This window comes from Streptomyces sp. NPDC104371 (genome assembly GCF_055583785.1).
In genome coordinates this window covers 495,676-517,289 of sequence record NZ_JBVJNF010000001.1, presented here as the reverse complement: position 1 = coordinate 517,289, position 21,614 = coordinate 495,676, and the positions used below count along the sequence as shown (strand labels likewise).

19 protein-coding genes are annotated in these 21,614 nt (G+C 71.5%); 5 read left to right on the top strand and 14 right to left on the bottom strand.

Going from position 1 to position 21,614, the window contains the following annotated elements:
* Positions 1-8 precede the first annotated feature (8 nt).
* From ACZ60T_RS02415 to ACZ60T_RS02395, 5 genes are all read right to left on the bottom strand, one after another.
* The gene (locus ACZ60T_RS02415; RefSeq protein ID WP_365630525.1) at positions 9-338 is read right to left on the bottom strand and encodes an antibiotic biosynthesis monooxygenase family protein; all 330 of its coding nucleotides are present in this window, start codon (positions 336-338) and stop codon (positions 9-11) included.
* 80 nt (positions 339-418) lie between these two features.
* Complete coding sequence (locus ACZ60T_RS02410; protein WP_469663752.1) at positions 419-1,507, bottom strand: sulfite oxidase; 1,089 nt, start codon at positions 1,505-1,507, stop codon at positions 419-421.
* A gap of 101 nt (positions 1,508-1,608) precedes the next feature.
* Positions 1,609-2,799 carry an acyl-CoA dehydrogenase family protein gene (locus tag ACZ60T_RS02405; RefSeq protein WP_469663750.1) on the bottom strand — a complete coding sequence of 397 codons (1,191 nt, stop codon included), beginning with the start codon at positions 2,797-2,799 and terminating at the stop codon, positions 1,609-1,611.
* Positions 2,796-3,953 carry a CaiB/BaiF CoA transferase family protein gene (locus ACZ60T_RS02400; RefSeq protein ID WP_469663748.1) on the bottom strand — a complete coding sequence of 386 codons (1,158 nt, stop codon included), beginning with the start codon at positions 3,951-3,953 and terminating at the stop codon, positions 2,796-2,798. The genes ACZ60T_RS02405 and ACZ60T_RS02400 overlap by 4 nt, the downstream gene beginning before the upstream one ends.
* On the bottom strand, positions 3,950-5,482 hold the full coding sequence (locus ACZ60T_RS02395) for an aldehyde dehydrogenase family protein (RefSeq protein WP_469663746.1): 1,533 nt from the start codon (positions 5,480-5,482) through the stop codon (positions 3,950-3,952). The genes ACZ60T_RS02400 and ACZ60T_RS02395 overlap by 4 nt, the downstream gene beginning before the upstream one ends.
* Before the next feature lie 144 nt (positions 5,483-5,626).
* On the opposite strand from ACZ60T_RS02395, the gene ACZ60T_RS02390 reads away from it, so the two are divergent.
* A complete protein-coding gene (locus ACZ60T_RS02390) occupies positions 5,627-7,090 on the top strand; it encodes a PucR family transcriptional regulator (protein WP_469663744.1) in 1,464 nt (487 codons plus the stop codon).
* Here the strand turns inward: ACZ60T_RS02390 and ACZ60T_RS02385 are convergent.
* The 8 genes from ACZ60T_RS02385 to ACZ60T_RS02350 all read right to left on the bottom strand — a co-directional run bounded on the left by ACZ60T_RS02385 (position 7,044) and on the right by ACZ60T_RS02350 (position 14,844).
* Positions 7,044-7,979, bottom strand: coding sequence for a class F sortase (locus ACZ60T_RS02385; RefSeq protein WP_469663742.1), 936 nt, complete (start codon positions 7,977-7,979; stop codon positions 7,044-7,046). The two genes, ACZ60T_RS02390 and ACZ60T_RS02385, sit on opposite strands and share 47 nt — an antisense overlap.
* A 129-nt stretch (positions 7,980-8,108) precedes the next feature.
* Positions 8,109-8,705 carry a hypothetical protein gene (locus ACZ60T_RS02380; protein ID WP_469663741.1) on the bottom strand — a complete coding sequence of 199 codons (597 nt, stop codon included), beginning with the start codon at positions 8,703-8,705 and terminating at the stop codon, positions 8,109-8,111.
* A gap of 286 nt (positions 8,706-8,991) precedes the next feature.
* A complete protein-coding gene (locus ACZ60T_RS02375; protein WP_469663739.1) occupies positions 8,992-9,471 on the bottom strand; it encodes a nitroreductase/quinone reductase family protein in 480 nt (159 codons plus the stop codon).
* A gap of 175 nt (positions 9,472-9,646) precedes the next feature.
* Entirely contained in the window at positions 9,647-10,546 is a 900-nt protein-coding gene (locus tag ACZ60T_RS02370) for a chitosanase (protein ID WP_469663737.1), read from the bottom strand.
* Positions 10,547-10,685: 139 nt separating this feature from the next.
* Positions 10,686-11,315, bottom strand: coding sequence for a hypothetical protein (locus ACZ60T_RS02365; RefSeq protein ID WP_469663735.1), 630 nt, complete (start codon positions 11,313-11,315; stop codon positions 10,686-10,688).
* Between the two features lie 277 nt (positions 11,316-11,592).
* Entirely contained in the window at positions 11,593-12,807 is a 1,215-nt protein-coding gene (locus ACZ60T_RS02360; RefSeq protein WP_469663733.1) for an acyltransferase family protein, read from the bottom strand.
* Between the two features lie 325 nt (positions 12,808-13,132).
* Positions 13,133-14,092, bottom strand: coding sequence for an SGNH/GDSL hydrolase family protein (locus ACZ60T_RS02355; RefSeq protein ID WP_469663731.1), 960 nt, complete (start codon positions 14,090-14,092; stop codon positions 13,133-13,135).
* Positions 14,093-14,193: 101 nt separating this feature from the next.
* On the bottom strand, positions 14,194-14,844 hold the full coding sequence (locus ACZ60T_RS02350; RefSeq protein ID WP_365630561.1) for an HAD family hydrolase: 651 nt from the start codon (positions 14,842-14,844) through the stop codon (positions 14,194-14,196).
* A gap of 187 nt (positions 14,845-15,031) precedes the next feature.
* Between ACZ60T_RS02350 and ACZ60T_RS02345 the strand changes: the two genes are divergently transcribed.
* Complete coding sequence (locus tag ACZ60T_RS02345) at positions 15,032-16,483, top strand: WGR domain-containing protein (protein WP_365630564.1); 1,452 nt, start codon at positions 15,032-15,034, stop codon at positions 16,481-16,483.
* Positions 16,484-16,552: 69 nt separating this feature from the next.
* Here the strand turns inward: ACZ60T_RS02345 and ACZ60T_RS02340 are convergent, their stop codons facing one another.
* Complete coding sequence (locus tag ACZ60T_RS02340) at positions 16,553-17,632, bottom strand: fatty acid desaturase family protein (protein ID WP_469663729.1); 1,080 nt, start codon at positions 17,630-17,632, stop codon at positions 16,553-16,555.
* Between the two features lie 175 nt (positions 17,633-17,807).
* On the opposite strand from ACZ60T_RS02340, the gene ACZ60T_RS02335 reads away from it, so the two are divergent.
* From ACZ60T_RS02335 to ACZ60T_RS02325, 3 genes are all read left to right on the top strand, one after another.
* Positions 17,808-18,722: a GNAT family N-acetyltransferase gene (locus ACZ60T_RS02335; RefSeq protein ID WP_469663727.1), complete on the top strand. Its 915-nt coding sequence runs from the start codon at positions 17,808-17,810 to the stop codon at positions 18,720-18,722.
* A gap of 159 nt (positions 18,723-18,881) precedes the next feature.
* Entirely contained in the window at positions 18,882-20,597 is a 1,716-nt protein-coding gene (locus ACZ60T_RS02330; protein ID WP_469663725.1) for an NAD-dependent malic enzyme, read from the top strand.
* A gap of 104 nt (positions 20,598-20,701) precedes the next feature.
* Positions 20,702-21,532: a maleylpyruvate isomerase family mycothiol-dependent enzyme gene (locus tag ACZ60T_RS02325; protein WP_469663723.1), complete on the top strand. Its 831-nt coding sequence runs from the start codon at positions 20,702-20,704 to the stop codon at positions 21,530-21,532.
* Positions 21,533-21,614 lie beyond the last annotated feature (82 nt).

The window sequence follows — 21,614 nt, the reverse complement described above, 5'->3', positions numbered from 1 at the left end:
CCCGCGTACTACGCGCCCTTCGGCGCCGCCTGCTGCACGACCTCGAAGGACCACAGCGTGGACCCGGTAGCGGCGGGCTTCGGACGCTCGCCGCTCTCCGCGCCACCCCCCTGGTGGGCCGACTTCATGGGGCCCTCCATCCACGCCTTGAACGACTCCTCGTCACGCCAGCGCGTGTACACGAGGTAGTTGTCGGTGCCCTCGACGGGCTTCAGGAGCTCGAACCACTCGAACCCGTCGGAGTTCTCCACGGCATGGGCCCGAGAGGCGAACCGCTTCTCCAGCGTCTCCCGCTGCTCGGCGGGGACGGTCAGCACGTTGATCTTGACTACGCTCATGCGCCCATCCTGCCGCACGGCCCTCGCCGGACGTGGAGCGGCTCGGCGTCGACGTGGTGCGGGCGCCCGCCGTGGTGTGTTCACGGGTGGGGGCAGGCCACCCGCAGCCGGGCCCACGACGTATTGGCGTACCCCTTGGGGTTCCACACCGTCGCGGCCGACTCCGGCTGGACGGCCGCGGTGGAGTCCCAGGCCCGCGCGACCAGTTCCGTACCGCCCGCGGGCAAGGTGAGATCGGCACGCCAGTGCTGCCAGGTCCAGGGGCTCTCCGGTACGTCCAGATCGGCGCGTACCCACGTGGTGCCACCGTCGCCGGACACCTCCACGCGGGCCACCGTCCGGTCCTCCCCGGCGAGAGCGAAGCCGGTGACCCGCGTGGGCCCGGCCGGGAGCCGCGCGCCGTTCTCGGGGCACAGGATGGCGCAGTGGAGGGCGATCGGGCCCAGGACGATGCCGTCGCCCGGCTCGGCGGTGTGCGGGTCGGCTTCCGGCGGCAGGACGCTGTAACCGGCCTGGAAGTAGCTGTCGCTCGGCCGCGCCAGGGCGGTGATCCGCTGGAGCCACTTGACGCTGCGCGCGCCGATCCAGCCCGGGACGACCACGCGCAAGGGCGCGCCGTGCGCGGTGGGCAGCGCCTGGTCGTTCATGGCCCAGGCCAGGAGCACTTCCTCGGAGGTGGCCTTCGCCACCGGGACGGAGGCGCCGAAGGGCTGCGGCGGGCGCGCCTCCTGGGACATGTCGGCGCCGGTGAAGGCGATGTGCGCGGCCTCGCCCCGGAGCCCGGCCTCGGTCAGTACCTTGGCCAGGCTCACCCCGCTCCAGCGCGCGGTGGAGGTGGCTCCCGGCCCCCAGGGCTGCTGACCGGGGATGTCGCGGAACCGCATCAGATCCGCGCGCCGGTTGCCCGCGCACTGCAAGGTCGCCACCACGCTCTCCTGCGGGAAGCGGCATCTCAGGTCGTCGAGGGACAGTTCGAGGGGACGGTCGACCAGGCCGTCCACCCGCAGCCGCCAACTCGCCGTGTCGATACGGGGGATCGGCCCGTGGTTGCGGCCGTAGAAGGTGTCCACGGGCGTGATGCGGTCCAGCAGCGCGCCCGGTGGCGGTTCGGCGTTGAAGGGCTCCACGTCATGCACCACCATGTCGCCCCGTTTACCCCACATGTCCATGAGGCCACTATCGGTGAACGCGCCCCGATCACCGGTCCTTTCACCCCACCCCGGTGTGGCGCGGGCCGGGGGAGGAGCACATCACCTCCGGCCCGTACCGCTCAGCGGAACGCCGCCTGACCGGTGACCGCCTGGCCGACGACGAGCGTGTGCATCTCCACGGTTCCCTCGTAAGTGAGCACCGACTCCAGGTTGTTCATGTGCCGGATCACCGGGTACTCCAGCGAGATACCGTTGGCCCCGAGGACCGTACGGGCGGTGCGGCAGATGTCCAGCGCCTCCCGGACGTTGTTGAGCTTGCCGAGGCTCACCTGCTCGGGCCGCAGCGTACCGGCGTCCTTGCGGCGCCCCAGATGGAGCGCCAGCAACACCCCCTTGGTGTACTCGAGATACATGTCGGCGAGCTTCTGCTGGGTCAACTGGAACGCCCCGATCGGCTTGCCGAACTGCGTCCGCTCCATGGCGTACGACTGGGCCGCGTACAGCGAGGAGCGGGCCGCGCCCATCGCGCCCCAGACGATGCCGTAGCGGGCCTCGTTGAGGCAGCTCAAGGGGCCCTTGAGACCGCGGACCTCGGGCAGCACGGCATCGGCGGGAAGGCGCACCCCGTCGAGGACCAGCTCGCTGGTGACGGACGCGCGCAGCGAGAGCTTGTGCTTGATCTCCGGCGCCGAGAAGCCCGGGGTGTCGGTGGGGACCACGAAGCCGCGGACCCCGTCGTCGGTCTGTGCCCACACCACGGCCACATCGGCCACGCTGCCGTTGGTGATCCACATCTTGCGGCCGTCGAGGATCCAGTCGTCGCCGTCGCGGCGCGCACGGGTGCGCATGCTGCCCGGGTCGGAGCCGACATCGGGCTCGGTGAGGCCGAAGCAGCCGATCGCCTCACCCGCGGCCATGGACGGCAGCCAGCGCTGCTTGTGCTCCTCGCTGCCCCACCGCCAGATCGCGAACATCGCCAGCGAGCCCTGCACGGACACCAGCGAGCGGATCCCCGAGTCGGAGGCCTCCAGTTCGAGGCAGGCCACCCCGTACTCGGTGGCCGACATACCGGCACACCCGTAGCCCTCCAGATGCATGCCGAGCACCCCCAGCGCGCCCAACTCCTTGGCCACGGCGCGGATATCGGGGATGGTTCCCCGCTCGAACCAGTCGGCCACGTGAGGGTCGACCAGTTGGGAGCAGAGCTGGCGCACCGAGGAGGCCACGGCCTTCTCGTCCGGGGTGAGCAGGTCGCTCAGACCGGCGGGGTCGCGAGGGTCGAGCGGGGGCAGCGCGGCCGGGGACTTCATGAGTTCTCCTCCTGTGACGGCTCGGTGAGCCAGCGGCGTACGTCGGCGCTGTGTTCGCCGAGACGGGGCGGCGGCCGGTAGCTGGTGACCGGGGTCGCCGAATAGGTGATGGGGTGGCGGATCTGCGGCGGCGAGGCGGGCCCGACCGACACGGTCGGTTCCAGACCGAGGGACTCGGCCAGCGCGACGGCGGAGGCGAGATCGCCGACCCGGCCCGCCGGAACACCGACAGCGGTCAGCCGCCGCGCCCACGCCTCGGCGGTGTCGCGCGCGAGGCGCTCCTCGAGCGCGCCGACGAGATCGCCGCGGTGCGCCACCCGCGCCGGGTTGGTCGCGAAGCGCTCGTCCGCGGCCAGCTCCGGGGCCTCCAGCACCTCGGCCAACTTGCCGAACTGCCGGTCGTTCCCGCAGGCGACGGCGAGCAACTCGTCCGCGCAGCGCAGGGTTTCGTACGGCGCTATCGAGGGATGCCGGTTGCCCATCCGCCCCGGCGCCCGGCCGGTGGTGAGATACGCCGAGGCCTGATTGGCGAGCGAACCCAGCAGACTGGACAGCAAGTTGACCTCGACCCGCTGCCCCTCCCCGGTGCGCTCACGCGCCTGGAGCGCGGCGAGGATGCCGATGGTGGCGTCCTTGGCCGTCAGCACGTCGACCAGGGCCACCCCGGCCTTCGTCGGATCGGCGTCCGGGTCGCCGGTGACGCTCATCAGCCCGCCCACGGCCTGGACGAGGAAGTCGTACCCCGCCAGCGCCGCACCACCGCGACTGCCGAAGCCGGTCACCGAGCAGTACACGACACGCGGATTGGTTCGGCGTACGGAGTCGTAGCCGAGCCCCCGCGCGGCGAGCGCCCCGTCCTTGAAGTTCTCCACCAGGACGTCGGCACGATCGGCCAGCGTCCGGGCCAGCCGGAGGTCCTCGGCGTCGTTCAGATCGAGAGTCACTGACCGCTTCGACCGGTTGGCGCACTCGAAGTAGCTGCTCGAATCGGTGGTCCACGGTGGACCCCAGGCGCGGGTGTCGTCGCCGGAGCCGGGGCGTTCCACCTTGACGACGGTGGCCCCGAGGTCCGCCAGCATCACCGAGGCGAGCGGACCGGCCAGCACCCGGCTGAAGTCGGCGACGACGACGCCGTCGAGCGGCAGCGGCGTCATCGCTCCCCCCGCTGGTCCTCACGCCGTCCGTCGACCCGCCGCGGCAGCCGCCACGGGTTGTCGGCGCGCGCCGCGAGAGGCAACCACGCGTCGGGCGCGGACTGGTAGGTCACGGGCCGGACGAACCGGTCCAGGGCGGCGGCGCCCACGGAGGTGGCCGCGGCGTTCGACGTGGCAGGCCAGGGCCCGCCGTGCTGCTGGGCCCAGGTGTAGGCGACACCGGTCGGCCAGTCGTTCACGGTGACCCGCCCCACGGTCCGGGTGAGCGCCTCCACCAGCCAGGGCGCGTCGGGATCGGTGTCGTCACCGGTCACGACGGTGCCCGCCAGGCTGCCCTGGAGCACACCGAGCGCCGCGCGCACCTCCCGCTCGTCCGCGTACTCGACGACCAGCGCGACGGCCCCGAAGCACTCCTCCAGCAGCCGACTGCCCGTACGCAGCGCGCTGATCGGCGCCGACAGAACAGCCGCCCGCGCGCCCCAGCCGCCGTCCGCGCCGGGAACGTCGCGCACGACGACCGCGCCCGCGGCCACCAGGTCGCCGAGACCGCGCTCGACCGAGGCCGCGATCTCCTCGGTCAGCATCACCGGCCGAGGCGCCGCCTGCGCCAGCGCGTCACCGACGACCCGCGCGGCATCGTGCCCCGCGGGTACCAGCAGCAGCCCCGGCTTGGTGCAGAACTGACCCGCCCCCAGCGTGAACGACCCGACGAAGCCGCGCGCGACGTCCTCCATCCGCGAGGCCGCGGCGGCCCGGGTGACGACCACGGGGTTGACCGTGCCCATCTCGGCGTAGACCGGGATCACGCGCTCCCGTTCGTTCGCCAGCCGCCACAGCGCCAGCCCACCGGCCTGGGAACCGGTGAACGCCACCGCCGCGACGCCCTCCGCGCGCACCAGGTCCACCCCCGCCTCCCGGCCGGTCACCAGCGCGAAGGTCCCCTCGGGAGCGCCGGCCTCGCGCAGCGCCCCCTCGGCGATCCGCGCCAGGCGCACACTGAGCGTCACATGGGCCGGGTGCGCCTTCATCACGACCGGGCAGCCCGCCGCGAGCGCGGAGGCGGTGTCGTTGCCGAGCACGGAGAAGGCGAACGGGAAGTTGCTCGCCCCGAACACCGCGACCGGACCGAGCGGTTGGTTGACCCGGACGAGACGCGGGGACGCCGCGGTGGCCCCGTCGACGGTCACCCCCAGATACGAACCCTCCGCCGCCACCTCGCCGTAGAAGCGCAACTGGTCGGCGCAGCGCGCCACTTCCGAGGTCAGCCGCGCCACCCCGAGCCCGGTCTCCTCGTCGGCCAGCGCGATCAGTTCCTCGGCGTGGCGCTCCACACCGTCCGCGACGGCGCGCAGCCAGTCGCGCCGCCGCGCGGGCGCCACACCGGCCACCGCGGGCGCCGCGTCGACCGCCTGCTCCACCACGGCGCGTACGACGTCCGCGGGCGTGTCCGCGACCGAGCCGACCGGCCTGCCGTCGTAGGGCCGAAAGCTCGTGGTCGTGCGGGCGCGCCCTGCTACGGGCTGGGACATGAACCTTCTCCTTCGCTGGGACGGCCACCGGTACGGCCGCTCGGACAGCGCGACGGCACGACCGTACGGAGATCGCGGGGACGGCTCACTGGATAGACTGCACATCATTGGGCTGTGATGGGACAGATCGCACAGGAGGGCTGCGTGACGGCTCCGACGATCGCCTCGCTGTGCCGGACGCTGGGCCCCGACCTCGCCCCGGCGCCGGGGTTCACCGCGCCGACGCGCGAGGTGTCCGCCGTGCACATCAGCGAACTCCTCGACCCCACCGGCTACTTGAGCGGCGGAGAGCTGCTGCTGACGACGGGCCTGTCCCTCCCCAAGAACAAGCTCGGCTGCGAACGCTACGTCGGACGGCTGGTGCGGGCGGGCGTGGGCGCGCTGGCCCTCGGCCTCGGCCCCGTGCACACCGAGATGCCCGCGCCGCTCCTGGCCGCCTGCCACAAGCTCGGCCTCCCCCTGCTCACGGTCCCCGCGCCCACACCGTTCCTGCGCATCACGAAGGCGTACTGGGCCGCGGTGAGCCGCTCGGCCGAACAACACCTCAAGGACGCGCTGGCGACCCAGCGGGCGCTCGTCGACGCGGCGGCGTCCGGCGACCCGGTCACCACAGTGCTGCGCACGCTGAGCCGGTCGCTCGACGCCTGGGCGGCGACGTTCTCGCCGACCGGCGAGGTCGACCACGTCGTGCCCGCCTCGGCCACCGCGGAAGCGGAGCGGGTGCGGCAGGAGATCGTACGGCTGGAGGGCGCGAGCGCACACTCCGCGGCGTCGTTCTCCACCGGCTCGGCGGCAGTGATCGTGTTCCCGCTGGCGGTGCGGGAGCGAACCGCCGGGTTCCTCGCGGTCGGCACCTCGACGCCCCTGGATCCCGCGCGCCGCAGGGCCGTCCTCACGGCGTCGGCACTGCTGAGCCTGGACGCCGTACGACGCTCCCGTGCCGAGTCCGTGGCCGGTGAGGCGCAGCGCTGCGTCGGGCTCCTGGTCGACTTCGGGCAGGTGGCGGCGGCGCGGCGGCTCGCCGGTGCGGTGCGGGCCCCGATCCCACCGGACCACGTACGCCTCCTCGCGCTGCGCGGCCGTGAGAGCGACATCCTCACGGCGGTGGTGCGCCGCTGGTGCGCCGAGACGATCGCCCTGCGCGTCGACCGGCACACCGCCTGGTTCCTGATCCCCGCGGACCACCCGCCGACCACCCACCTGGAGAACGCCGTACGACGCGCCGACCCCGAGACCGCGGCCGTCCTGTCGGACGTGGTCCCGGTCGAGCGGACCGCGACGGTCCGCGCGGCCGTCGCCACCACGCTGGACGGTCTCGCCCCCGGGACACGGCTGCTGACCTCCGTGGCCGCGGGACCGTACAACACCCGTCTCGCGGCACAACTCGCCGACGCCGCAGACCAGTTGACCGACGTTCTGCGGGAGGCCCTCGTCGGGTATCTGCGTCACCACGGTCAGTGGGAGGCGGCCTCCCGCGCGCTCGGCGTCCACCGCAACACGCTCCGGCACCGCATCGCCCGCTGCGCCGCGCTGCTGGAGGCCGACCTCACCGACCCGGACGTCACCGCCGAGCTGTGGCTGTTGCTCCGCCGACGGGGGACGGCGTAGCGGGCGACGCCGAGTGAGTGGGGGAGGGCGTGGCGGTCGGCGAGGGACGGGTGGGGGACGGGGAAGGCGAGGCCGTACGGCGCGTGTGGGACGGTGTGGGCGACGCCGGACGGTGAGTGTGGGACGGGGTGGGTGAGACCGGACGCCGGGTGTGGGGTGGCGTAGTGGGCGACGGACGCCGGGTGTTCCTGACCGAGTCGAGGTGGGCGAACACCACCACGTTGGACTCGTAGTCATGGGCGCTGCGGTTGTAGGCGCCACCGCAGGTGATCAACCGCAGTTGCGGCGTGGGGGTTCTGCCGTAGACCCGGGCGTCGGGGAAGTCGCTCTTGCTGAAGGTCTCGACGGAGTCGACGGTGAACACGGCGACGGAGCCGTCCGCGCGGGTGATCTCCACGTCGCTGCCCGGTACGAGGGTGCGCAGCAGCACGAACACCGCCGGTCCGCTCTTGGTGTCGACATGCCCCACCACGATCGACGCCCCCCGCTCACCGGGCGAGACACCGTCCTTGTACCAGCCCACCAGGTTCTTGTTCGTCACCGGCGGCGCGTTCAACTGTCCTGAGGCGCCCACGGACAGCGGCGTGAACGGCGCGTTCACCCGGATCTGCGGAATCACGATCCGCCGGGGCACCGACCGTCGCAGCCCGTTCCTCGCGGGGCCCTTCAGCCCCGTAGGCCCCGGCGTCGACGGAGCGACGACGGCGGGCGGGGCGACGGCCGCGGGCGCGGTCGGAGACTTCGGATCCGCAGAGCCCGTCAGTGAGTTGTGGATGAGCAGAGCGCCCAGCCCCACGGCCGCGACCGGCCACACCAGAGCACGGCTGACCCCACGGGGCACCGGCTTGCCCGGGGGCTGATCCGGCGGGGTCGGCTGTGAGAACACCATCGGACAACGCCTTTCGTCAACGGGGGCCGCGATCGGACTTCCACGCGCTGAGAGCGCGGCACGGCCGCCGGCGCCCTGCTGAGGGCGACAGCGGCCGTGACAGCACAGCGACCGGCGAACACTGACCGATCAGGCCTTCGCGCCGTTCGCCGCGCCCCGACGGCGCAGCATGTACGCACCCGCGCCGAGACCACCGAGCAACAGCACCGAACCCGCGGCCAGCGTGTTGCCGGAGTCCGCCAGCCCGCCACCGCCGGCGTGCACGCCGCCGTGCGGCCGCTTGCCGTGGTGGTGCCCGTGGTGGTGACGCCCGTGCCGCTCCTCGGAGCCCGCGTTCTCGTCGTCGGCGTTCTCCTGACCGTCCTCGTCCGACAACTCGTCGTCGTCGGTCTTGGCCAGGGCCAGGGCGCCGCCGCCCGCGTGCACGCCGCCGTGGGGCCGCTTGCCGTGGTGGTGATGGTGCTTGTGGTGGTGGTGGCGACGCCCGTGCTCCTCCTCGGTGGCGGACTGCTCGTCCTCGGTGGCGGACTGCTCGTCGCTCTCGGCCTGAGCCTGGCGCTCCTGCTCGTCGGCGTCGTCGCCGTGCCGGTCGTGGCCACTGCCGTGGGAAGTGCTGCCGCTCGAAGCCGGAAGCTCGGCCACCGAGACGGCGTGCGCGGCGGGAGCGGAAAACGCGACGGCCGCGGCAACGGCCGCGGAGGCGAACATGGTCCGGGTCACTCGCATCAGAGGTCGTCCTTTCGCCGCCACCGCGAAGGCCGACACCACGTCGGCACAGCGGAATCGCGGGAGCAACGTGATTACTTCAACCCGATCATCAGCTCAAAGCACTGCAACACACGGCATGGGTCTCAGCTTGTACTCCCTCCGAGTGCCTCCAGGCCGAAAAGTAACCCGGTCGGCAGCGTCCCGCGCAGGGCACCGTGCGGTGCCCTGGCGCTTGTCTGATGTTCATCCATGACGCAGCGTCAAGCCACCCCATGGGAAAGGGGTGCGGACGCGAGCGCCGCCGCTACGAGAGAGCTGCCGTGCGCTCGCCCTCGTCATCATCGGACCGGCCGTCAGCGACCACGGTGACGGGCTCCAGTTTCACGACAGGGAATTTGCGCGACGTCTTGGCCTCGTACTCCGCGCTGGAGGGCCAGTACTCCGACCAGATCCCGTAGAGACGCTCCCACTCGGGCGACGTGGGGGGTACGACGGTCGGTGTCGCCCTGAGGACGCGCTCACCCACCTCGATCGTCACCTCGGACATGACGGCGACATTGCCCACCCACGCCGGGTCCTTCTCCGCGCCGCGCGAGGACCCGCAGACGAGGAAGTTCTCGCCGTCGGCCGCGTACACCAGGGGGTTCACCCGCTGCTGGCCGGTACGGCGGCCGACCGTGTGCAGAAGCAGCAGATGCTTGCCCTCGAAGGGGCCTCCCACGATCCCGCCCTGTGACCGGAACTGAAGGATGATCCGCTCGTTCACCTCGTTCACGCTGCCCATGTCCCGCCTCGATTCCGTGCCGGAGAGCCGACCGATCGGCTCAGGACCAACCAGCTAACCAGTGACGTACACGGCTGTGCCGTGCACACGCCGTAGACAGGGGACATGCCGTGGGCAGGTGGGCAGGTGGGCAGGTGGACATACAGAGGACGTCGCTCGTTCTACGGCGCCTGTCCTACGGCACCTTGTACGTCTCTCCGTAGACCTTCCACACCAGAGGCGTCGAGAGCTTCATGTTGCCGTCGTACAGCCACTGCCGTTGGGCGGTGTCGATACGGGTGGTGTCGATGCCCGGCTTCTTCGTCGTCATCTCCTTGCGGCGGATGTCGAGGAAGACATCCAGGTACGCCTTCTCGCTGCCGCCCTCGGACGGGGTGTCGGCCTCCTTCAGGGCGCGATCGCGCAGGCCGTAGAAGCCGTCCGAGTCGATCCCGGGGCCGTGGAAGACCATCGCGTCGTAGTAGATGAACTGGCCGAGCGTGCCGAGCCCGTCGAGCTTGGCCAGGCGCACCGCCGGGTTGAAGTAGACACGGTCGCGCTCCTCGACCTGTGCCTTGCGGAAGGCCGGGACGCGCGCCTCCGTCTTCCAGGCCGCCGTGAAGCCGGGGTCCAGGCCCTTGTGCGAGTCGGTGCCGTCCACTGCGCGCAGCGCGGGCAGATAGCGGGCCAGGCCGTTGTGGGGACGGTCCTTCGTATAGCGCTCGACGAGGGTGAGCAGATCATGGGTGCCGGTGCAGAAGCCGATGATGCCCGCGGTGTAGCCCTGGCCGTCGCCGATGTCCTCGATGTAGCCGTACGAACTGGTCCAGTCGAGGGTGGAGTTCTCGGCGCTGGCCACGATCCGCTGGGCCAGCTCCTTCTTGGCCGGCGCCGCGAGGCCCGGCGGCAGGCCCGCGATCACCTTGTCGTCCTCGGCCTTCTCGGCCCGCGCCTTGGCCTCCGCGCGGGACATCCCGGAGGCGGACGGCGGCCCGTCGGCTTCCGAACCCTGCGAATGGGCCGGTGCGAAGGCGTAGAACGCCGCGGTGACGACGACGGGAAGGGCCGCGAACAGGAGGCAACCGGCTCGTTTCATGCCGAACAGCGTACGGGCGCGGCCGGGTTCTCGTACGGCGAGACGGCCCAATACGCGGCGGTTTCCCAGGAGTTGGACGTACGCGTGACCGGGGGCCGCCGCCGTGGTGGCGGCGTCCCCGACGACGGCCCTACGCGGCCTACTTGGACTGCTCGGCCTGCTCCGGCTGCGGCTCGCTCTCGGCCGGTGCGGCCGTCCGGTCGGTGGCACCGGGGGCGGCGTAGAAGACGGACGAGCCCTGCTTGGTGCGCTCGGCCTGGTTCTTGGCCACGAGTCCTTCGAGGGTGTTGCGGACGACGGTGGTCTTGATGCCGCGGTCGGGGTGGGCGGTGCCGAGGGCGGTGGTGACCTCCGCGGCGGAGCACGGCTCGTTCTGCGCGGTGAGGTGGCCGCGGACCAGTTCGACCAGGGTGGGCTTGACGCCCTTCGCGGTCACGGCCTTGGCCGCGGGCTTCTTCGTCGTCGCGCGGCCCTGCGCGCCGTCGGCCTTCTTGCCTCGCGTGCGCTTGGCCGTGGTGGGCTCGGCGGCGGGCTTCTTGCGGGGAGCGGGCACGGTGGCGGGCGCCACCGGAGCCGGTGACAGGCCCAGCGCCTGCTGGACGTTGAGGAGGACGGAGTGGTCGTGCTTCAGGGCCGTGAGCTGTTCCTGGAGCGTGGCGATCTCGGCGCCGACGCGGTCCTGCTCCTGGAGGTTGCGGTCGAGGTCGCTGGTGACCTGTGCGGCGTACTGCGTGGTGAGTTCGGTGGTGGCGGTTGTGCTCTGGGACATGGTGTCGACCTTTCGTCGGTTTCGCGGCCGGTGTGCGGCGTGTTCGGTACAGGCATGGGAGATCCAGGCGCAGGTGTGCTCGGGCCGCTCCGAATGATGGACGCGATGCCCACTATGAGCAGCCCGGAGTAGAGATGGTACGGATGAGTGGACTCTGTTGCTCTCCTCGGGTCATCTCTCACCCTAGACTTGAGGTTGAGGGTTGGTCAGGGCGGGGTGCCCGGGACGCGCGGAAGCGAGGGTCGGTGGGTGGGGGGAACCAGGCCCCAGGAGTGCCTCAATCAGCCTCTGCCGCCTGGGAATCCTGGGCGTCATGGGTGTCATGGTTGGCTGTGGCAGGCCTCGGTGCGGCGGCCGGACGTGCGGGTCGGGTCCGGGAGCCGCGGCGCTTGCGGAGCAGCAGGCGCCTGGCGGGACGTTCCACCGCCTCGTAGAGGACCCATGACAGGCCGAGGGACACCCCGAAGGCGACGGCGGTGGCGGTCAGGCCCATGGGCACGCCGAAGCGGGGGGTGGTACCGAGCAGGTTGGTGGCGGCGTGCAGCACCAGCAGGTGAACCATGTAGAAGGCGAAGGAGAGTTCGCCCAGCCGCACGAGTCGGCGGTGCCGCCACAACGAGGGAAGGCCGTGCAGGTCCGCGCCGGCCGCCGCCGCGACGAGCAGCGCGAAGCCGATGATGGTGCAGGTCGTGGCCGGGTAGCCGGGGGTGACCTGTGGGACCAGGAAGTAGCCGACGGTCGCCAGGGCGAGGGAGGCCTCCAGCGCGGGGCCGCGCCATCGGTCGAGGAGCACCAGCCGGGCGACGGCGGCGCCGAGCACGAACTCGGGAAGGCGCGCGGCGGGCAGGGAGTACATGTCCTGGGTCAGCCAGTGGTGGGTGTCCGCCCAGCTCAGGGCCAGTACCGCCAGCACCGATGCCCCGGCCAGCAGCGCCGATCCCCGGGCGCCGAGACGGCGCAGCAGGAGGGCGAGGAGCGGGAAGGCGGCGTAGAAGAAGGCCTCGCAGGCGAGGGACCAACTGACCGGGTTCAGCGACTGCCACCACGGGTGCCACCAGGAGTGCACCAGCAGGACGTTGGCCACTGCCTCGGGCACGGTCGGCTTCGACTGATGGGCCAGTGTGCAGGCCATGAGCAGCGCGAGCGCGGCGGTGACGAGATGGACGGGGAAGACGCGGGCGAAGCGTCGCCGCCAGAAGGTGAGGGCGCGGTCGTTCGGCCGGGTCGACCAGGTCAGTACGAACCCGGAGAGCACGAAGAAGAACGACACTCCGTTGGCGCCGGCCCCGAAGGCCCAGGTCGCGATGCGGTTGCCGGTGCCGTCGAAATAGCCGAAGTTGCGCACGTGCAGTCCGAAGACCAGGAGCGCGGCCATCCAGCGCAGTCCCGTGAGGGAGGGCAACAGCGGCGGTGATGAAGGCTCGTGAAGCGTGGTGGTGGTTGCTGTGGAGGAGGCGGACGGCGTTCGGAACGCCGTGGTCGCCGTCGTCATCGTGTCACCTTTCGAGGGGCGTTCGAGTACGGCAGGAATGAGAGCGCGTGAGGGGAGCGTGACGGGGCCATGGCCCGTTCAGCGCCTATCATTCCGGTCCCGAAGGCAACCTCACACCGGCGTCGAGGAGCGCCGCTGGCCGCAGGACTTGGGCGGCTGGATGTTCACTCGGACGGGCGACCCTGCGGCGAGCGGAGAGCCGTGCGCGGAGGGGTGAGTGGTACGTGGAGGGGCGCGTGTTGCTTCGTGGCGCCGCCCGGTCCGCGTACGGGAGACGGCGATCGGCTCGTCTTCCGTACGCGGACCGGGCGGGGAACCTCAGCGGTCAGTGCCGTCCGTGTCCGTGGCCGTTTCCGTGCCCATGTCCGTGCCCGTGCCCATGTCCCTTGTCCAGGTGGTCCAGCACGGCTCGTGCCATGACCGCCTCACCCTTGGCGTTGGGGTGTGCGGGGGCCGCGGGTGAGGTCGGTTGCAGCGGTTCGATCCAACGGTCCTCGGGCGCCTTGCACATGTCGTGGCCGCGCGTGGGTCCGTAGGTGTCGACGTACTCCACGTGATGCCGCTCGGCCACCGTGCGCAGCATCGAGTTCAGCCGCTTCTCGGTGTCCCGGAGGTAGGGGAAGTCCTTCGCCCCGAACGGCACCGTGGGGAAGCAGCCGACGCCGTCGTCGGGCAGCAGGTCCGGGTAGCCGACGACGAGTACCCGGGCGTGCGGGGCCTTGGCGTGCACGGCCTTGAGCACGCGGGCGACCTTCGGCGCGGTCCGGTCGATGGCGGCCGTCAACTCGTCGCTCCCCGACGCCGTGTAGTGGCGTCGGCACGGGTCTCCGGTCGGTTCCTGGGCGCCGAGAGCGGCGCAGGTGGCGATGATGGTGCCGAAGCCCATGTCGTTGCCGCCGATCTGGAGCGTCACCAGATCGGTGTCCCGCCGCAGCGCGCTCAGTTGCGGATCGTTGGTGCCCTGCGCCGTCCACATGTGCTCGGTGGTCGCGCCGCCGCAGCTCATGTCCTTGAACGTGGCCACACCTCGCGCCGCTGCCACCACGGAGGGGTAATTGCGGTTGGAGCGGGCGCAGTTGGCGTCCACCTGATCGGGGATGAGGGGACCCGAGGTGTAGGAGTCCCCGAGTGACACGTAGTCCGTGGCGCGGCCGTGCGCCTTGCCGTGCGCCGCGGCAGGCACGGTGGAAGCGGCGACGAGGGCGCAACCGCCGAGTGCCGCCGCTATCGCGACCGGCCATCGGCGACCGCTCGCCGCCTTGCCCGTATGCCTGTCGTTCGTCATGAAGTTCCTCCACCGGAGTCCTGGATGATGTCGCTTGTATACCGCTCGGTATGTCCGGGGGACCAGAGGTGAGAACCCGGCGGCGACAGGGGAGTTGGGCATCAGTGCCCGGCGATGAGGGACGGCAGGTCGCGCATGTCGTCGAAGACGGTCGTACCGGGGCCGACGAGCCGTTCGGCCGGGGTCAGCCCGCCCGCGTAGCCGAAGGCGCGCATACCGGCCGCGCGGGCGGCGCGGACACCGGGCTCACTGTCCTCGACCACCACGCAGGCCGCGGGGTCGACCCCCATCTGCCGGGCGGCGTGCAGGAACAGATCCGGGGCGGGCTTGCCGCGGTCGACCTCGGTGGCGCTGTAGATGCGGCCCTCGAAGCGTCCGTACAGGCCGGTGCGACCGAGGGTGTGGCGCATCTTGTCGTGGGACCCGCTGGAGGCCACGCACGTCGGCAGCGTGATGGCGTCGAGTGCCTCGGGCAGCCCGTCGACGGGGGCGAGAGCGGTGTCCACCGCCTCGCGGTGCAGTTCCTCGAACCGCGCCGCCCACACCGTGGCCGTCTCCTCACCGAGCCGGGCCGAGATCTGCTCGCGGATGGACGCGTGGGAGCGGCCGATGAACCGGCTGACGACCTCCTCCTCGGTCAACGGCCAGCCCAGTTCCGCGCCGAGGGCCACCTGGACGCGGGCCGCGATGCGTTCGCTGTCGACCAGCACGCCGTCGCAGTCGAATATGACGAGTTCAATCTGCTTGATCATCCCGGCAGCATAAGAGGCCGAACGGTCGGGCGGTCGTGGCGCTGTGCCACGGCGCTGTGTCGTGGCGCCGCGGAGGCCGTCGCGGACCGGGGATCGGCGCGACCTCGATTGTCAGTGGGCCGACCTACGGTGTGAACAGTTGGACCTGCCGAGAAGGTTGCGGGTCCGTCCTGGGGAGGGGTGTGCCATGTCCGCTGGGTCCACGGCATCGACGACGTATCTGGAGCTGTCGCAGGAAGGCGGCGGCGCCCACAAGTTCTACGAAGTGACCGTGAACGGCCAGGTGGTGACGGTGCGGTACGGGCGCATCGGCGCCGACGGCCAGACGCAGACGACGACGTTCCCCACGGTGGAGAAGGCGCGGGCCGCCGCCGCGAAGAAGGTCGGGGAGAAGGTCCGCAAGGGCTATGCCCCGGCGGTTCCCGGGCAGCGGGCCCCGCGCGCCGTGACGCGGCGTCAGGTGGCGTCGGCCCCGTCCACGGCGCGCGCCGTGGCGCCCGTGCTGTGGCGGTTCCGCACCGGCTCGGCCGCGTTCGGTATCCATGTCGACGACGAGCACTGCTGGGTCGGCAACCAGGCGGGCGATGTCTACACCCTGGACCACGACGGCGGCGTGCTGGCCCGCTTCAATCTGCCGGACGGCGTGAAGTGTCTGGTCGCGGACGACTTCTGGATCTACGCGGGCTGTGACGACGGCAGGGTCTACGACCTGTCCTCCAAGCTCCCGTTCGCCGCGTACGACATCGCGGCGGACGTCGACATCTTCTGGCTGGACATCCACGAGGGCATCCTGGACGTCTCGGACCGTGACGGCCGGCTCACGGTCATCGACCACGAGGACGAGCACCAGTGGTCGCGGCGCAGCCAGGGCGAGCACGCGTGGATGATCCGCGCCGACGACCGGGCTGTCTACCACGGGCATCAGCGGGGTGTCACCGCCTACGCGCCCGACGGCGGCGGCGAGTTGTGGCACACCCCCACGCGTGGCGCCGTCCTGTTCGGCTGGCAGGAGGAGGACACCGTGTACGCGGGAACGGCGCACCGTGTGGTCCAGCGGCTGGCGAAGGCGACCGGACGGATCGAGGCCACCTACACCTGCGACAGCGCCGTGTACTCCTGCGCCAGTTCGCCGAGCGGGCGGTTCGTCTTCGCCGGGGACGCGGCGTCGTCCGTCTACTGCTTCGACCGGAACGGCACCCGCCTGTGGAAGCTCGGCACGGGCGGCGGCTCGGCGCTGTCGATGCAGTACCACGACGAGCGGCTGTATCTGGTGACCACCGACGGCTCGCTGGTGTGCGTGGACGCGAGCGAGGCGGCCGTCGCCGCGGCGCAGCAGGGCACGGTGCCCGTGGCGCGGGACGTCAAGCTCGCCGCGGCCCTGCCGACCTACGCCCCGGCCACGGCGGTGGCCGCGGTCACCACCGTGGCTCACGCGCCCACCGGGACGGTCGTCGTCGAGTGCGCGCAGGATCGGGGGCGGCTGCGCGTGCATGTGGTGTCCGACGGCTATGACCCGTCCTGGAACGTCCAGTTCCCGCGCGCGATACGCGAGCCCGGGGCCCGCTACGTCGTGGACGCCCTGCACCCGGCGGCCGGTGGCTTCTACCGGGTCCGGGGCGAGATCCGGCGTCTGCTGTGACCGGAGCGGGCGGCCGGTCCGGGGGCCGAGGCTCCGCTCCGCGGGTGCGTTCCCGCAGAGCGGGGTGTGTCAGGACGCCGCCTTGCGCTGCCGCCTGATCGGTTCCCCCACCCGGTGCAGATGGGCGAGTGCCTCGCGGTACGACTGGATCAGCCCGGTCTCGTGGTACGGCACGTCGATCTCCGCGCAGTAGGCGCGCACGACGGCCTGGGCCCGCCGCAGATGGGGCGTGGGCATGCTCGGGAACAGGTGGTGCTCGATCTGGTAGTTGAGCCCGCCGAGCATCACATCGGTGAACACGCTGCCGCGTACGTTGCGGGAGGTGAGCACCTGGCGCCGCAGGAAGTCGGGCCGCTCGTCACCGCTGAAGGTGGGCATGCCCTTGTGGTTCGGTGCGAAGGTGCAGCCGAGGTAGACGCCGAACAGGCACTGGTGCACGGCGAGGAAGGCCACCGCCTTGCCGGGGGAGAGGACCAGGAACAGCGCGGACACATAGGCGGCGAGGTGCAGGAAGAGCAGGGAACCCTCCAGCAGCCGGTTCTTCATCCACGGCGAGCGCAGCGCGCGCACGCTCGAGACATGCAGGTTGAAGCCCTCCAGGGTCAACAGCGGGAAGAACAGGGGTGCCTGATGACCTCCGACGAGGCGGGCCAGACCGCTGCTCTCGCGGGCCTGGTCGGTGGACCACACCAGGATGTCCGGGGCGACATCGGGGTCGAGGTCCTCGTGGTTGGGGTTGGCGTGGTGGCGGGTGTGCTTGTTCATCCACCAGCCGTAGCTCATGCCGATGCCGAGGTTGCCGAAAAGCCGCCCCCAGATCTCGCTCGGCTGGCGCCGCCGGAAGACCTGTCGGTGCGCCAAGTCATGGGCCACCAGGGCCACTTGGCCGAACATCAACGCGAGGAAGGCGGCGACCGCGAGCTGCCACCAGGTGTCACCGAGCGCGAAGAAGGTTCCCCAGCCCGCCGCCAGCAGCGCGATCACCGCACCGAGTCGCACGGTGTAGTAACCGGGGCGCCGCTCCAGCAGACCCGCCTCGGTGACGCGCCGGGAGAGTCCCGCGAAGTCGCTGCCCGACCGGGACGGAGAGGTACGGGGACGAGCGGCAGAGGGCCCCGCGGCCACGGAGGCCTCAGTGGAAATCGTCATGCCGTCGAGTCTCGCGACGGCCGTACGGCGGAGACAGCCTGCCAGCCACCGGGTGACCGGGGGGCTTCCCCCCGGTCGGGGAAGGGGGTTGCCACCCCGCTCTCACCCTGGCTCACTGCCGTCCGGGTACGGATATCCCGGCGCGGGTCCATGACAACCTGGCTAGGGTGACCCGGTGACAGAATTCAGCACCCTTGATGACAGCACGGCATGGCGGAAGGACTTCGAGCAGCGGCTCCGCGCCTCGTACACGGCGGCCGGTCTCGGTGAGGCCGCGGCGGAGCGCATGGTCGAGGAGGCGTGCGACGGCATCGGGGACTGGACCGTCGTCGAGATCATGGCCGAGGGGACCCGGATCGGACATGTCGCCGTGGTCGTGGCCGACGATCGCGGCACGCGCGCGGGCCGCATAGGCGACCTCTCCGTGGACGCGGCTCATGCCGGGCGGGGGCACGAGCGGGCCGCCCGTGACTGGGCGCGGACATGGTGCGCGGAGCGCGGCGCCCGCCGGGTGAACGTACAACTCACCGAGCCCGCAGGCGAGTTGTACGACGGCTATGTCGTGCGCGGTCAGGCCAGGGTACGGCCCGTCACGTCGGCGCCCGCGCCGCGCGGCGGCCTCACCGTACGGCCGATGACGCAGACCGAGTACCCCGCGTGGCTGGCGGCCGAGAACGACGCCTATGTCAGTGACATCGTCCGGTCGGGGACCCTGAGCCCCGAGGAAGCCGTACGCAAGTCGGACCGCGACTTCGCGAAGATCCTCCCCGAGGGCTTCGCGACCCCCGACCACGCGTTCCTGGTACTCGAAGCGGCGGGCGAGCAGGTCGGTACCGGCTGGTTGAAACACGGCCATCTGCCGGGTGTCACCTACGGCTACTCGCTGAACGTCGAGGAGCGGCACCGCGGCAGGGGATACGGGCGGGCCGCGATGGCGGCCGGTGAGCGAGCCACGTTCGAGGCGGGCGACTCGGCGCTGATGTTCTCCGTGTGGGGCGGCAACGAGGTGGCGATGAACCTGTACACGAGCGCCGGTTACCACGTCCTGGTGGAACACCGCTCCCTCGACCTTCCCGACGCCACGACCTGAGGGCACCCCCGGTACCAGCGGGGTCACGCGTCGCCGACGGAGTGGGTGTCTGCCTAGGCTGGAGACGGCAGGGGGTGAGGTGTGGCCACGTCGCCCGGAGCGCCGCCCGAGGGGCCCGAGGGGCACCCACCCCACAGATCCCATGGTGAGCGAGATCCCATGTCGAGCCAGAGCACACCAGCGCACCGGAGCACGTCGTCACAGCAGAGCACATCGTCACAGCAGGCCCAGGGACTCTGCGTCCTGGACGACCCCACGCGCAACCGAGGCGTCGCCTACACCCGGGAGCAGCGCAGGGAACTGGGCATCACCGGACGGCTCCCCGCGGCCGTCCTGAGCCTGGACCAGCAGGCCGAACGGGCCTACCGGCAGCTCCGCGAGCAACCCTCCGACCTGGCGAAGAACGTGTACCTGGGGGAGTTGCACGACCGCGACGAGACGCTCTACTACAAGGTGCTGATCGATCACCTCACCGAACTCCTGCCCGTCGTCTACGACCCCACCGTCGGCGAGGCCATCGAGCGCTACAGCCATGAGTACCGCCGCCCGCGCGGCCTGTTCCTCTCCATCGACGATCCGCAGGAGGTGGAGGAGGCGTTCACCGGGCTCGGTCTCGGCCCCGACGACGTCGACCTGATCGTGGTCACCGACGCCGAGGAGATCCTCGGGATCGGCGACTGGGGCGTGGGCGGCATCGAGATCTCGGTAGGCAAGCTGGCCGTCTACACGGCCGCCGCCGGGGTGGACCCGACGCGGGTGATCCCGGTCGCCCTCGACGTGGGCACGGACAACGAGACCCTGCTCAACGACCCGCTGTACCTGGGCAATCGGCACTCCCGGCGCCGCGGCACCGAGTACGACACGTTCATCCGGACGTATCTCGAGACGGCCTCGCGGCTCTTCCCGCACGCGCTGCTGCACTTCGAGGACTTCGGTCCGGGCAACGCCCGACGCATCCTCGACACCTACAAGGACGCGACGCGGATCTTCAACGACGACCTCCAGGGCACCGGCGCGATCACCATCGCCGCGGTCCTGTCAGCGATCCGCGTCACCGGCGTACCGATGCGCGAGCAGCGGGTGGTCGTGTTCGGCGCCGGTACCGCGGGTGTGGGGATCGCGGACCAGTTGCGCGACGCGATGGTGCGCGACGGCGCGAGTCGTGCGGAGGCCACCGGCCGGATCTGGCTCATCGACCAGCAGGGCCTGCTCACCGACGACATGAGCGGGCTGCGCGACTACCAGCGGCCGTACGCCCGGCCCGCCGCGGAGGTGTCCGACTGGTCGTCCGACGCCCACCGCGCGCCCTCCCTGCTGGAGACCGTGCGCGGGGCCCGCCCGACCCTCCTCATCGGTACCTCGACCGCGCACGGCGCGTTCACCCGCGAGGTCGTCGAGGCGATGGGCGAGGCAGCCGAGCGGCCGATCATCCTCCCGCTGTCCAATCCGACCGAGCACATCGAGGCCATGCCCGCCGACATCGTCGCCTGGTCACGGGGGAAGGCCCTGGTGGCCGTCGGCATCCCGGTCGAACCGGTGGAGTACCAGGGCGTCACGCACGTCATCGGCCAGGCCAACAACGCGCTGCTCTACCCGGGCCTGGGGCTCGGCACCATCGTCTGCCGGGCCCGGCGGGTCACCGACGGCATGCTGCTCGCCGCCGCCGAGGCGGTCGCCCGGCAGGTGGACGTCAGCGAGCCCGGAGCGTCCCTGCTGCCGCCGGTCGGTGATCTCCGTGCCTCCTCGGCCACCGTGGCCGTCGCCGTGATCGAGGCGGCCCGCGCCGACGGGGTCGCCGCCGCCGACATCGCCGACCCGGTGCAGGCCGTACAGTCCGCGATGTGGCAGCCGACCTACCCGGACGGGGCCCTGTGACGGCCACCCTGTGCAACCCCTTGCCGAGACCCCCGCGCGCCTGATTGGGTACCGCGCACCAGATGCGCGTGAGCGAGGCGGGTACGACGAGGGGACGCGGTCGCGTGACAGCAGCGCAGCGGCAGGACACCGACGACACCTTGCCCGAAGGGCTCGCGCAGGCGATCCGCGCCACCGCCCGCGACATCGCCGTACTCCTGCGCACCGCGACCGACACGAGCGTCGACGTACCCGGATCGGAGTGGACCGTCGGTGCGGCGGCGGCTCATCTCGCGCACGCCAACGCGTTGATGACCGATCTCGCACGCGGTCAGGAACGCCCGTACGGAGACGGCACACCCCAGAGCCTGGCCGCCGCCAACGAACAGGTGCTGGCCACGTTCGGGGAACGCCGGGCGGAACCCCTGGCCGCGATGATCGTGGAGCAGGCGGACCTCTTCCTCGACGCGGTCGCCCAGGCCGTGGCGGACGGAGAAGCCGACCGGACCGTCGTCACCCCGCTCGGCCCCATGCGCCGCCCGGTCCTCGCCTCGTACCTCCTGACCCACATGCTCGGCCACGGCTACGATCTCGCCCGTGCGCTGGGAGGGCCCCACATGATCGACCGCCCGCGGGTCGAGCTGTGCGTACCGTTCCTGATGACGGCCATGCCGCGCGTCGCCAACGCCACCGCCGCCGGACTGACCGCCCGCTACACCCTTCGCCTCCGCGGCGGCACGGCGTTCGGTGTCACCTTCGACGACGACGCGGTGGAGGTGACACCGGAGCCGCCGGACCGCCCGGACTGCGTCATCCTCACCGAGCACGTCACCTTCCTCCTCATGGCGCTGGGCCGCCGCGCCCCCTGGCCCGCCGTCGCCCGCGGCCAGGTCCTCGCCTGGGGACGCAAGCCATGGCTCGCGACGCGCTTCCCGACCCTGTTCACCGCACCCTGAGACCGCGTACCGCCCCACCCCTTGCCGTACGGGGGAACGCCATGTCCGATTTCCGCCAGCCTCCCGCCCCTCGGTGCCGCAC